This window comes from Roseovarius sp. THAF9, from assembly GCF_009363715.1.
In the GTDB taxonomy this organism is placed as follows: Bacteria; Pseudomonadota; Alphaproteobacteria; order Rhodobacterales; family Rhodobacteraceae; genus Roseovarius.
In genome coordinates this window covers 2,414,136-2,427,098 of record NZ_CP045404.1, presented here as the reverse complement: position 1 = coordinate 2,427,098, position 12,963 = coordinate 2,414,136, and the positions used below count along the sequence as shown (strand labels likewise).

The window sequence follows — 12,963 nt, the reverse complement described above, 5'->3', positions numbered from 1 at the left end:
TACATATCGGCCATTGTGCTGGTTTTCTCTTTTACAACGGATAGCCAGCGGCTCCGCACGCGGAACATGGGTAGCCCTCTCAGGATCAGTGCGAGGACAGGTATCAGTCGGCGAGTTCGATGCGTACGGAAAAATTCCCCTCCCGCATCAACGGCTCGAGCGAACCGTCAAACTCACCCAGCCGCAGCAGCCCGGCCGAAGACTGGAACGGCTTGTAGAAGATCGCGAGGTTGCCCCATGGCCGATACTGCGTGATGTCACCCGGTTCAGGTGCATAGGCGCGCGGCGCGTCCGTGTCGTCGAGCTTTCGGTCGAGGTCGGCGACCTTTTCGATGCCGTGGTAATCTCTGAGCGTCAGGTCGAGCGGCAGCATCGATGCGAAGTCCTGCGCGGCAGGGGTGTCGTCCAGCGTCGCGGGCATCACCTCGTCTCCGACAATAACGTTTATCCGGGTCATGGCATTCCTGCTATTGAAATCATCAGCATGTCCAGCTTTGGCCGGTGCAAAGAAAAGAGCCGCAGCGGTCAGTGCCAGTTGGATATAGGGTCTGCCGGCCATACTGGGTTTCCGTCCTTGCCTTGCCAGCACTCTAACCGCTCCGGTGGCAAAGAATAGGGGGAAGATGTCGCTTACACTCATGAGCCAGGGCCATGAGTATGACGGCGTTCGGCCCTTCAGGTCCGCGACGGCCCGGGTACCGGCCCCATCGAAACGGGTGCGGTAGCGAGCCCGGCGGGCCACGATCCCCACACAAACGGCCCCGTTCATGAATGCGCCTCATGGTTGGATGCCGCCCGCGCCGCATTATCCCGCCTGCTATGCACTCTACCTTGATTGTGAGCGGCGCGGGACGAGCCCCGCCGCAAGGCCGCAATTCGACGAAAGGAGACAACCCGTCATGAAACACCTGATCGGAACGACCCTCGCGCTTGGGCTGGCCGCCCCGGCCGCTTTTGCGCAATCTCAGACCATAACCCACACGCAAGATCGCGGCGGGCAGATCGGGAGCGAAGAAACCTTTACCGGCACCGCCTATGTCGCGCCCGTTTTTCCGCCCGAGATGAACGGCGTCAGCGCGGGCGAGGTGACGTTCCTGCCCGGGGCCCGCTCGGCCTGGCACACGCATCCGGTGGGGCAGATGCTGGTGGTCACCCACGGCACCGGCTGGGTGCAGGAACGCGGGCAGGACAAGGAGGTCATCCAGGCCGGTGATGTCGTCTGGTGTCCGCCGGAAACCGAGCACTGGCACGGTGCGACCGACACCACCTCGGTGACGCACTACGCCATCCAGGGAAACGAGGACGGCTCGGCCGTGACCTGGGGCGAGCATGTCACCGATGAGGAATATGCACAGTGACCTTTCGGCGGTCCGCCTTGTGCGGGCCGCCTTTTCTGACGCTATGGAGCTTTCGCCGACATGAAACGCGTTCTGCACCTTCTGACCGCAGCGATTCTGGCGCTGCCCGCGCATGGCCAGACGATCGAAACGGTTCTGCCCGACCTGAACTATCCCTGGGACATCGAGGCCAGTGAGGAGCGTCTCTATATCACGGAAAAGGCCGGCACCCTGTCGGTGCTGGAAAACGGCGAGTTGCTGCGCCTGCCGGTGATCACCAGCGTGCCGATCCTCGACGACCGTGGCGGTGGGCTGCTTGGTCTCGCGCTGAGGCCGGATTTCACTGAAAGCGGGCGTGTGATCCTGTACCAGCACCATGGAACGCCCGAGAAGCGCAGGAACCGGGTTATCGAGGTCGTTCGCGACGGCAATGCTTGGCGCGAGACGCGGGTTCTTGTCGACGACATCCCCGGTCACCCGCTGTACAACGGCGGCCGCGTGGCCTTTGGCCCGGACGGCATGCTTTATGTCACCACCGGATGGACCGAGAACCGGGAGCGGCCGCAGGACATGCAGAGCTTGGCAGGCAAGGTCCTGAGGGTCACGCCGGAAGGCGACGTGCCTGCCGACAACCCGTTTCCGGGCTCGCCCGTCTATTCGCTGGGGCACCGCAATCCGCAGGGCCTTGCCTGGAACGACGACGGCGTGCTGTTCGTCGCCGAGCACGGGCAGTCCGGCCATGACGAGGTGAACCGCGTCGAGGCGGGCGGGAACTATGGCTGGCCGCTGATCCAAGGCGACGAGACGCGCGACGGGATGCATGCGCCGCTGGCGCATTCCGGGGGCACAACCTGGGCGCCGTCGGGCCTGGCCTGGGACGGTGAGAACCTGTTGCTGGCAGGACTTCGGGCGCAGGGTGTGCTTGCCGTGACCGAGGACGGGGAGGTGCGCGAAGCCTTCCACACCGGCGAACGGATACGCGACCTCGTTGTAACGCAAGACGGTATTCTTGCAATCACCACCAACCGCTCCCCGCGCGGCGACGGCGCCTCGCGCGACCGGCTCATCCGGCTCCTTCCGTAACTCGCAAGCGCATAATGCATGGACTTTATGAGCCAAGCACATATATCCGGAGGTGAACCTGCCATGATCATCGACAGAGAGATCAACGCTTCCGCCATGCTACGAGAAAACATCAACGACCTCATCGCGCTGGCCGCCGTTGCGGAGGAACGCAGCTTTACCAGGGCCGCGGCGCGTCTGAACGTATCGCAATCCGCGCTCAGCCACACGATCAAGGGGCTGGAAAAGCGGCTTGGCCTGCGCCTGCTGACGCGCACGACCCGTTCGGTTGCACCGACGATCGAGGGCGAGGATCTGCTGGCCACGCTGAATCCCTGCTTCGAGAAGATCGAATCGCGGCTTCAGGCGCTGAACGATGCGCAGGACCAGCCGACCGGTACGGTGCGGATCGTCGCGGTGGAATACGCGATCGAGTCCCTACTGTGGCCGAAGCTTTCCCCGGTGCTCAAGGCGCATCCGGCGGTCAAGGTCGAGTTCGTGGTGGATTACGGCTATTCGGATCTTGCGGAGTCGCAATGTGATGCCGGTGTGCGGTACGGCGAGCAGGTGAGCGAAGGCATGATCGCGATGCGGATCGGGCCGGACGAGCGGATGATCTGCGTCGGCGCCCCTGACTATTTCGAGTCCGCGGGTGTGCCCGAGACGCCGCAGGACCTGACAAGCCACCGCTGCATCAACCTGCGCCTGTCGACGCATGGCGCGCTCTACGCGTGGGAGTTCGAGGATGCTGACGGAAACGAGATCCGGGTGAAGGTGCAGGGGCAGGCTGTTTTCAACATGATCAACCCTGTCCTGCGTGCGGCCACGGACGGTCATGGTCTTGCGCTGGTGCCGGAACGCCTGGCGCAAAAGAAGCTCGATGCGGGCGATTTGCGCATCTGCCTAGGCGAGTATTCGCCGTATTTCCCTGGTTTCCATCTGTATTATCCCAGCCGACAGCGCCCATCCTCGGCGTTCCAGGTCGTTTTGGACGCGTTGCGTGAGCGCGCGTGAGAGCTCATGAGCCAAGCTCATGAGTGGCTTGGGGACGGGCGGCATTAACCTTTGTGCCGAAGCGACCAGATCATGGGGCAGTTACAACATGATCCGAAAGGTTTTCCCCATGAAGACGCATTTTGCCGCTTCCGCCATGTCCCTTCTCGCCGCATCCGCCTCGGCGCAGACACCGGCTGAAACACTTCCAGACGCGGTCGGCAGCGTGGCCCCCGCGCTGGAGGCCTATTCCCAGGACTCCCTCTTCGGCTCCGTGTGGCAGTCCGAAGACCTGTCCGTGCGCGACCGTTCCCTGATCACCCTCGCCGCCATGATGACCCGGCACGAAACGGAAGACCTGGGCGATTACGTCGCCCTCGCGCTTGATGCCGGTGTGACGCCCGCCGAGATTTCCGAGACGATCACGCATCTTGCGTTCTATTCCGGCTGGGGCAACGCCACCGCTGCCGCCGAGGCCGCCGCTCCGGTCTACGAGGAGCGCGGCGTGAGCGCCGAGGACCTGCCGGACGTCGATCCGGAGCTTCTGCCGCTGAACGAAGAGGCCGAAGCGTCCCGTCAGGAGCACGTTCAGGGCACGTATGGCGAAGTCAGCCAAGGCGTCGTGGACAACACCGAGCAGCTGCTTTTCCTCGACCTGTGGCTGCGCCCGGCGCTGGAGCCGCGGGACCGCAGCCTCGTTACAGTTGCCGCGCTGATCGCCGCCGGTCAGCCCGAGCAAATGACCTTTCACCTGAACCGCGCCATGGACAACGGCCTGACGCAGGAGGAAGCGGGCGCGATGCTGTCGCATTTGGCTTTCTACACCGGCTGGCCGCGCGTTTTCTCGGCGATGCCGGTGGCCAAGGACGTGTTCGCGAACCGCTCTGACTGAGCCTTTGCCGGCGGGGACTGCCCCCGCCGGTTCATCAACAGGAGAACGGAATGAAGATCGGCATCATCGGAAGCGGGCTGATGGGATCGCAGCTTGGGCGGCTCTGGGCCGCCAGCGGGCATGGGGTCACGTTCTCGTATTCGCGCAGCGCGCAAAAGCTTGACCGGCTGGCGCGGGACGCAGGCGCTGCGCATGGCAGCGTGGCAGAGGCCGTGTCCGGGGCCGATGCGGTTCTGCTTGCCGTGCACTGGTCGCGCATCGGTGATGCACTGGACAAGGCAGGAAACCTGGACGGCGCGGTCGTGCTGAATTGCTGCGTGCCGCTCGATGACAGCAATACCGACCTTGTCGTCGGAACCACCACCTCGGGGGCCGAGGAACTGGCGGCGTTGCGGCCGCGCGCCCGGTGGGTGTCGTGCTTCAACACCGTGCCCTCGGAGGCCTTCGGACCGGTCTTTGACCGCAGGAACAATCCGCTGCGGCCGCAGGTTCTTACCTATGGCGACGACGAGGGCGCAAAGGAGGTCGCACGCGGCCTGATCCGCGATGCGGGCTTCGAGCCGCTGGAGGCCGGTGGTTTGCGCACCGCTCGCTTCGTCGAGCCCTTTGCCATGGTCACCGCCGAACTGGCCTATGGCCAGCCCGGCGGTCCGGCCCTGACCTACCGTTTCGAAAAACTGCGCGCTGCGCAGTGAAAGGAAAAGACATGAAGATCACCCGCTCCGGCAGCTCGCCGTCCAATCCGGGACCGGAAGACTATTTCACCGGCACCGTTCGCATCGACCCGCTGTTCCAGGCCGAGGAACCCGGCCGCACCAGCGGCGCGCATGTCACCTTCGAGCCCGGCGCCCGAACCGCCTGGCACACACACCCCGCAGGCCAGACGCTGATCGTCACGTTCGGCCGCGGGCGCGTTCAGCGCGACGGCGGACCGGTCGAAGAAATCAGCCAGGGCGACGTGGTCTGGTTTCCCGCCGGCGAAAAGCACTGGCACGGAGCCGATGCAGACACGGCGATGAGCCACATCGCCATCCAGGAAAGCATCGGCGGGACGCCGGTCACGTGGCTGGAGAAGGTTGCGGACGCCGATTACAACGGCTGATCCGGCGTCATATTCCGCCGAGCATGAAGCCCGACGCCGCCCTGCCACGAAACCGGGCGGCGAACCCGCGGCTCCGTGTCGGTCAACTCATGAGCCCGGTTCATCGGTGCTATCGCCTGCCGTAGCCTGTGCAGCTTCGGCGGTGGTGCTACGTGAACATCGATACGATTGAAAGACAGGTCAGGAAGGAAACTCATATGAGCCCGCCCCCCATCGAATTCGAACTCCGGCGCAGAACGCTGCTGGTTGGCACGGCTGCCGCCGCACTTGGAGCCGGTGTCGGCGGGAGCGTCGGCGCACAGACGGACAACGAAACCGCGCCGGCAGGCCCCGAGACGACCGACATCACCGTCACGGTCAACGGCACGCCGCAGGAGATGACCGTCGATAACCGCGTCACGCTGCTTGATGCCCTGCGTGAGCATCTGCACCTGACCGGCACCAAGAAGGGGTGTGATCACGGCCAGTGCGGGGCGTGCACATGCACCGTCAACGGCGCGCGGATAAATTCGTGCCTGAGCCTTGCCGTCATGCATGACGGTGACGAGGTGGAAACGATCGAGGGGCTCGGCACGCCCGATCAGATGGAGCCGATGCAAGCCGCCTTTGTCGAACACGACTGCTTTCAGTGTGGATATTGCACACCGGGCCAAATTTCGTCCGCCCGCAAGGTGATCGAGGAGATCCGCGCAGGCATTCCCAGCCACGTCACCGCCGACCTGACGGCCGAGATCGCCATGACCGACAGTGAGATCCGCGAGCGGATGTCCGGCAATATCTGCCGCTGCGGGGCCTATGCCAACATCCTCGCCGCCATCACCCAAGCCGCGGAGGAGCAGACATGAGAGCGTTTTCCTACGAAAAGCCGGCTGATGTCGCAGCCGCCGCCCGCGCAGCCGAAGCAGACGGCGCGAAGTTCATCGCGGGCGGGACGAACCTGCTGGACCTGATGAAGCTGGAGATCGAGACGCCGGCCCACCTGATCGACGTGAACGGTCTTGGACTGGACGAGATCACGGAGACCGAGGACGGCGGGTTGCGCATCGGCACGCTGGTGTCGAACACCGATCTGCTGGCCGACATGCGGATCCGGCGCGACTATCCGGTCCTGACGCGGGCGCTGGCCGCTGGCGCGTCGGGCCAGTTGCGCAACAAGGCGACAACCGGCGGGAACCTGCTGCAACGCACGCGCTGCCCGTATTTCTATGACACGGCGACGCCCTGCAACAAGCGCGCGCCCGGATCGGGGTGCGGTGCGCTGACCGAGGGCGCGTTTTCACGTCAGCTGGGAATCATCGGCACATCGGACGCTTGCATCGCAACCCATCCTTCCGACATGGCCGTCGCGATGCGCGTGTTGGATGCCACGGTCGAAACGGTGACCCCCACGGGCATGACGCGCCGTATCGCGCTGGAGGATCTCCACCTGCTGCCGGGCGACACGCCCGAGGTCGAAACGGCGCTTATGCCGGGTGAGCTGATCACCCATGTCACCCTTCCGGCGCCGATCGGCGGAACGCAGGCCTATCACAAGGCGCGTGACCGGGCCTCTTATGCCTTTGCGCTGGTGTCCGTGGCGCTAATCCGTCAGCCGGACGGCACGGGCCGCGTCGCGCTGGGCGGGGTCGCGCCGAAACCCTGGCGGTCAAACGCGGCCGATGCTGAACTGCCGAACGGTGCTCGCGCGGTGATGGCCAGCCTGCTGGAAGGTGCGCGCCCGACCGAAGAGAACGCCTTCAAGATCACCCTGGCAGAGCGGACGCTCGCCGCCATGCTGGCAGAGGAGTAACCCCATGCAGTTCACCGAACCCGCAGGACAGAACCTGTTCGACAATGCCCGCATCGTCGGCCGGCCCGCGCACCGCATCGACGGCCCGCTAAAGGTGACCGGCACCGCCCCTTACGCCCATGAACGGCATGACGTGGTGCCGGGCCAGCTCTATGGGTATCCGGTCGTCGCCGGCATCTCGCACGGGCGCATCACCGCCATAGACGCTGAAGCCGCGCGGAACGCGCCCGGTGTCCGGGGTGTCGTGACGACGCTCGAGATCGAGCCGCTGGGTATCTGGAATTACAACGTTGCGCGTCTTTTCGGCGGCGATATCATCGAACATTACCACCAGGCGATCGCCGTGGTCGTGGCAGAGAGTTTCGAGCAGGCGCGCGCCGCGGCCGCGCTGATCGAGGTCGATTACGAGGAGGGCGATCCGGCTGATTACGACCTGGACGCGGCCTTCGAGCGGCTGGAAGGCACGGGCGAGCCGGGCACGATGGTGGGCGACGTGGATGCCGCGTTCCGCGACGCTGCCGCAGTTGTCGACCAGATGTATCATACCCCGTCCGAGAGCCACCAGATGATGGAGCCTTTCGCCTCCATCGTCGACTGGTCGGATGGCGAGGAGATGACCGTCTGGACCTCGAACCAGATGATCGAGTGGAACCGGCAGGCGCTGGCGACCAATTTCGGAATCGAGCCGGACAGCATCCGGGTGGAAAGCCCCTATGTGGGCGGCGGCTTTGGCGGCAAACTCTGGCTCCGGGCGGACGCCGTGCTCGCGGCCCTCGGGTCGCGCGCGGTAGGAGCGCCGGTGCGGCTGGCGATGCCCCGACCGATGATGATGAACAATTCCACGCACCGCTCCGCGACCGTCCAGCGGATCCGGCTTGCCGCCAATGCCGACGGGCGGCTTCAGGGGATCTGGCACGAGGCGGCTTCGCATTCTCTGCCGGGGGGACGGGGCGAGAATGCCACGGCGCAGACGCCTTTCTTCTATGCGTCACCGGCCCTGCGCGTGCAGCACCATATCGTCGAGATGCCGCTGCCCGAAGCCTCGGACATGCGGGCCCCCGGCGAAGCCTCGGGGTTGATGGCGCTGGAAATCGCCATGGACGAGCTGGCCGAGTCGCTGGGCATGGACCCGGTGCAACTGCGCATCGTCAACGACACGCAGGTGAACCCGTCGAAGTCGGAACAGGCATTCTCGGATCGTAATTTCGTCGCGTGCCTGGAGCGGGGGGCGGAGGCCTTTGGCTGGTCGGAGCGCAACGAGATGCCGGGCGGCCGTCGCGAGGGTCAGTGGCTGATCGGGTACGGCATGGCCGGCGCTTATCGCGGCGCGCCCACGCTGGCCTCGGGCGCGACGGTGCGGTTGTCCGGCGGACAGTTGGTGATCGAGACCGACATGACCGACATCGGCACCGGCTCCTACACCATCCTGGCGCAGACCGCGGCAGAGTGCCTTGGCCTGCCGCTCGACGCGGTCGAGGTTCGGCTGGCCAACAGCGCCTATCCGGTTTCCTCCGGCTCCGGCGGTCAGTTCGGGGCGGCAAGTTCGACAGCCGGTGTCTATGCGGCTTGCATCGGGCTGCGCCAGCAGATCGCCGAGCGGCTGGGGCTGGACACCCCCGAGTTCCGCGAGGGCCGCGTGACGGACGGCGACACCGACATGGCGCTGGCCGATCTCGAGGGCGAGCTTGAGGCGACGGACACGATGGAATGGGGCGCGTTCAAGCAGGACTATGTCCTTGCCACGTTCGGTGCCCATTTCGTCGAGGTGGGCGTGCATGTCGGCACCGGCGAGATCCGAATGCGCCGAATGCTGGCAGTCGCGGATGCGGGGCGGATCCTGAACCCCATCACCGCCCGCAGCCAGGTCATCGGCGGCATGACCATGGGTGTCGGCGCGGCGCTGTCCGAAGAGATGGCGCTGGACACCGGGCGCGGGTTCTTCGCCAATCACGACCTCGCCGGGTACGAGGTCGCGGTCCACGCGGACATCCCCGATCAGGAGGTCATCTTCCTCGACACGCTCGACGCGATCTCGACGCCGCTGAAGGCCAAGGGCGTGGGCGAACTTGGTATCTGCGGCGTCGCTGCCGCCGTGGCCAATGCCGTCTACAACGCCACGGGCGTCCGCGTCCGCGACTATCCGGTCACGCTGGACAAGTTCATCGACCAGTTGCCCACGGTCTAAATTCAAAGGGCGGACCCGGTGTCCGCCCCTTGCATCCATCAGGCCCTTGCGGCCTTGATCCTCGCCCCCTGCCGCGTGTCGCAGCAGGGGGTATTCCGTTTACATTTTGCGGCCGTAGACCGGGAAGATGCTCGCGTCGCCGTAATCCTCGATGGGCTTCGCGTTCTTCAGGGTTTCCATGTCGGCGTCCGAAATCGCGAAGTCCAGATCGGCGTTGTTCCGCATGTGATCGGGGTTCGCCGTTTTCGGCAGCGGCAGCAGGCCAAGTTGCAGCAGGTAACGGATGCAGAGCTGCGGGACGGTGACACGGTACTTGCCGGCCATTTCGCCGATCTCGGCGTTGTCGAGAATCTGGCCGTGGCCGACAGGCGAGTAGGCCTCTACCACGAGCCCTTTGGAACGGGTGTGGTCGATCAGGTCGAAGGGCGTGTTGCTGACATGCGCGAGGATCTGGTTCAGCATCGGTTTCACCGTGGCGTTGTCGAGCAGGTTGTCGAGGTCCTCTTTCTGGAAGTTCGACACGCCGATGGCGCACAGCTTGCCCGCCTCATACGCCTCTTCCAGCGCCTTCCACGCCGCAAGGTTGCCTTCGAAATAGCGGTCGGACCCGCCGAAATCTTCCCATGGCTGGGGGCTGTGGATGATCATCATGTCGATATAATCGAGCCCCATCGTCTTCAGCGAGCTGTCGACCGAGGACTTGGCAGTCTCAAAGTCCTTGATGCCGGCATCCAGCTTGGTCACCACGAAGAGTTCCTCGCGAGGCACGGAGGCGTTGCGGATGCCGTCGCCCACGCCGCGTTCGTTGCCATAGGCCTGGGCGGTGTCGATGTGGCGGTAGCCGATCTCGACGGCGGCGTTCACCGCATCGGCAGCCTTGTCGTCGTCGATGAACCAGGTGCCAAGGCCCAGCTTTGGGATCTCGACGCCGTTGGGCAGGGTGTAGGTGCTTTGTAGGATCATGTTGGGTTTCCTTTCTTCATAGTGTCGGCCCGCTCGCTCAATCCAGACCGGACCGTCCGTTAGGTTGTCGGACGGAAGGGCCGCCGTTTCTCAGTCAGTCGAGTTGGCGGCAACGCCCTGCGTCGTGGCGGTTGCGGAAAGAAGTGCGAGGCCGTCAAGCGGCGCGGCGGTCGGTGCATGTCTCATGCAGAATCTCCTCGACAGAAGGGAACGGAAATTCGCTCCGTTACGAGACAGGACATCGTGTTCCCCGGGGCGGAATGGAATAAGCTTCTGGTGCACGTCACACATGAGCGGATTTCATAAATGATGCGGCTGCGCTGTCGCCAATCAACGGCGCTCGAACCGTGGCGGCCCGCAGGCGTCTGCGTTCTCCTTTGCCAGAGGGATAAATGGTCAAGGGAGCGGCTCAAATCCGTGACATGGCCAATGGAAGCAGAATTTTCGATTGCGCCCCCGACCAGGCGCGCCCCGCTGCAAGAGCGATCTCGGCTGAGCACGCCGCGGTCATTTTAGGCTCGATGCTGACGTCAGACACGACAGCGCAATATCCCGCCGAGAACACGTGTGTCTATGTAGCCAAAATTGGCTCGGACTCCGCCAACTACGGATCCGAACTTGTATGAATCGATCAGATCGGCCATTTCATTTTTGATCCAGATTATGATTTCCCAACGAGGGACATTGCCTCCGCAGAGATGCGCTCGGCCGTGATGGCGAAATGCGCATAGAGCGTGTCGGCCTTATCAGACGCACCGAACCCCGTCATGCCGACGAAGGAATCCGTGGGCCGCAGCCATCGTTGCCAGCCGAAGAGCATCGCGGCCTCGACGCCAATCCGAGGCCCATCGCCCAGTACGGCATCGCGATAGTCCCGTGCCTGCGCCTCGAAGAGTTCCCAGCAGGGCATGGAGACCACGGCGGCGGCGACTCCCTGCTCGGCCAGTGCGGCGCGGGCTTGCAGCGCGAGGCCCACCTCGGTGCCGGTGGCCAGAAGCGTGACGTCGCGAGGGCCGTCAGCCTCCTGCAACACGTAGGCGCCGCGTGCGCTGAGGTTTTCGCCGGGCATACGGTGGCCCTGTTCGGCTGGTTGCTTGGAGAGTGCAAAGAGGCTGGGACCATCGGTCGTGCGCAGGGCGATATCCCACGCTTCGGCGGTTTCCACCGCATCGGCCGGGCGGAAGACGCGCATGTTGGGCATGGCGCGGAAGCTGGCGAGGATCTCCACCGGCTGGTGCGTCGGCCCGTTGCTGCCCACGCCGATGCTGTCGTGGCTGAAAACGAATAGCGCCGGCAAGCCCATGACCGCGGCCATGCGCATCGCCGGACGCTCGTAATCGGCGAAGGCAAGGTAGGTGACGTTGACGGCGCGCAACCCGCCGTGTGCGGCGATCCCGTTGCACATCGCTCCCATCAGATGCTCGCGCACGCCGCAATGGACGTAAGAGCCTGATCTGTCTCGAGCGGTGAAGGCGTGGCGGTGCCGTTTATGGTTGGTCGGCGCCTCCAGGTCGGCGCAAAGCACCATGGTTTCCGGCACCGGTGCGGCCAGCGCGTCGCAGGTGTCGCCCGAGGAGGTGATCGTGGGGCGGGCGGTGCTGTCCGCCGCTTGTGCCGAGGTTATCTTTTGCACCACGTCAGACCAGTCCGCGGGCAGCGTCCCGGTGATCCAGCGGTCGAACTCGGCCTGCTCTGGGTGGGCCATCAGGCGGGTCTGCCACGCGCTGAGGGCCTCGGCGCCGCGCGCCATGGCGGCGTCCCAATCCGCGCGGACAGTCTCGGGGACGTGGAAGGGCGGATGATCCCAGCCGAGCGTTTCGCGAGCCTCGGTGGCGTCGGACGGCAGAAGCGGCGCGCTATGCCCGCCGCGCTGACCCTGAAGGCGCGGGATGCCCCGGGCGATGATCGTGCGGCAAGCGATCATGGACGGGCGCGGATCGGCCTTGGCCGCGTCCATCGCGCTCGAGATCGCTTCGATATCATGCCCGTTCACCTCTTCGACATGCCAGCTTGCGGCGCGGAAGCGAGCCGGAACATCCTCGCTGATCGACAGCTCGGTGTCGCCGTCATCAGTGATGTGGTTATCGTCCCATAGGAAGGTGAGCTTGCCCAGTTGCAAATGCCCGGCGAGCGAGATCGCTTCCTGGCCCATGCCCTCCTGAAAGCAGCCATCGCCGACAAAGGCCCAAGTGCGGTGATCCACGACCTCCGGCCCGAAGCGGGCGGCCAGCCGTGCCTCAGCAACGGCCATGCCCACGGCGCTGGCGATGCCCTGGCCCAGTAGACCGGTAGTGATCTCGATCCCGGCCTCCTGCTCGATCTCGGGATGGCCGGCGCAGACCGAGCCAAGGCGGCGGAAGGTCTTGAGCGCGTCAGTGGTGACATGCGCGTATCCCGCGAGGTGCAGCAGCGTATAGAGCAGCATTGATCCGTGGCCGTTCGACAGCACCACGCGGTCGCGGTCTGGCCAGAGCGGGTTGGCGGGGTCGACCTTTAGGTGGCGAGCGTAGAGCGTGGCGGCGATTTCGGCCATGCCGAGGGGCACGCCCTGATGGCCTTCGCCCGCGTTCAGGATCGAGTCGAGGGCGAGAAAACGTATGGCGTTCGCCATGGATTGGATATCGGTCATGGATCTGGTCC

Annotated in this window: 12 protein-coding genes; 9 read left to right on the top strand and 3 right to left on the bottom strand. The window is 64.8% G+C overall.

From position 1 onward, the window contains the following. Window positions 1-103: 103 nt before the first annotated feature. Window positions 104-559 carry a cyclophilin-like fold protein gene (locus tag FIU86_RS12055; RefSeq protein ID WP_254703821.1) on the bottom strand — a complete coding sequence of 152 codons (456 nt, stop codon included), beginning with the start codon at window positions 557-559 and terminating at the stop codon, window positions 104-106. A 340-nt stretch (window positions 560-899) separates the two neighbouring features. Here FIU86_RS12055 and FIU86_RS12050 point away from each other — a divergent pair, with 340 nt between their 5' ends. From FIU86_RS12050 to FIU86_RS12010, 9 genes are all read left to right on the top strand, one after another. Further along, entirely contained in the window at window positions 900-1,358 is a 459-nt protein-coding gene (locus tag FIU86_RS12050; RefSeq protein ID WP_152475307.1) for a cupin domain-containing protein, read from the top strand. A 60-nt stretch (window positions 1,359-1,418) separates the two neighbouring features. Next, window positions 1,419-2,420: a sorbosone dehydrogenase family protein gene (locus FIU86_RS12045; protein WP_152475306.1), complete on the top strand. Its 1,002-nt coding sequence runs from the start codon at window positions 1,419-1,421 to the stop codon at window positions 2,418-2,420. Between the two features lie 63 nt (window positions 2,421-2,483). Continuing rightward, window positions 2,484-3,413, top strand: coding sequence for a LysR family transcriptional regulator (locus FIU86_RS12040; RefSeq protein ID WP_254703820.1), 930 nt, complete (start codon window positions 2,484-2,486; stop codon window positions 3,411-3,413). A gap of 109 nt (window positions 3,414-3,522) precedes the next feature. Further along, window positions 3,523-4,284 carry a carboxymuconolactone decarboxylase family protein gene (locus tag FIU86_RS12035; protein ID WP_152475305.1) on the top strand — a complete coding sequence of 254 codons (762 nt, stop codon included), beginning with the start codon at window positions 3,523-3,525 and terminating at the stop codon, window positions 4,282-4,284. Between the two features lie 50 nt (window positions 4,285-4,334). After that, window positions 4,335-4,979: an NADPH-dependent F420 reductase gene (locus FIU86_RS12030; RefSeq protein ID WP_152475304.1), complete on the top strand. Its 645-nt coding sequence runs from the start codon at window positions 4,335-4,337 to the stop codon at window positions 4,977-4,979. An 11-nt stretch (window positions 4,980-4,990) separates the two neighbouring features. Beyond that, window positions 4,991-5,386 (top strand): cupin domain-containing protein, encoded by a 396-nt coding sequence (locus FIU86_RS12025; RefSeq protein WP_152475303.1) that lies wholly within the window; start codon window positions 4,991-4,993, stop codon window positions 5,384-5,386. A gap of 197 nt (window positions 5,387-5,583) precedes the next feature. Then, on the top strand, window positions 5,584-6,231 hold the full coding sequence (paoA, locus tag FIU86_RS12020) for an aldehyde dehydrogenase iron-sulfur subunit PaoA (RefSeq protein WP_152475302.1): 648 nt from the start codon (window positions 5,584-5,586) through the stop codon (window positions 6,229-6,231). Further along, on the top strand, window positions 6,228-7,175 hold the full coding sequence (locus FIU86_RS12015; protein WP_152475301.1) for a xanthine dehydrogenase family protein subunit M: 948 nt from the start codon (window positions 6,228-6,230) through the stop codon (window positions 7,173-7,175). Before paoA ends, FIU86_RS12015 begins: the two co-directional genes overlap by 4 nt. Before the next feature lie 4 nt (window positions 7,176-7,179). Then, window positions 7,180-9,360 carry a xanthine dehydrogenase family protein molybdopterin-binding subunit gene (locus FIU86_RS12010; RefSeq protein ID WP_152475300.1) on the top strand — a complete coding sequence of 727 codons (2,181 nt, stop codon included), beginning with the start codon at window positions 7,180-7,182 and terminating at the stop codon, window positions 9,358-9,360. A gap of 99 nt (window positions 9,361-9,459) precedes the next feature. Here FIU86_RS12010 and FIU86_RS12005 read toward each other — a convergent pair whose 3' ends face one another. Next, window positions 9,460-10,323 carry an aldo/keto reductase gene (locus tag FIU86_RS12005; RefSeq protein ID WP_152475299.1) on the bottom strand — a complete coding sequence of 288 codons (864 nt, stop codon included), beginning with the start codon at window positions 10,321-10,323 and terminating at the stop codon, window positions 9,460-9,462. Window positions 10,324-10,984: 661 nt separating this feature from the next. Further along, window positions 10,985-12,952 (bottom strand): transketolase, encoded by a 1,968-nt coding sequence (gene tkt / locus FIU86_RS11995; protein ID WP_152475297.1) that lies wholly within the window; start codon window positions 12,950-12,952, stop codon window positions 10,985-10,987. Window positions 12,953-12,963: the final 11 nt, after the last annotated feature.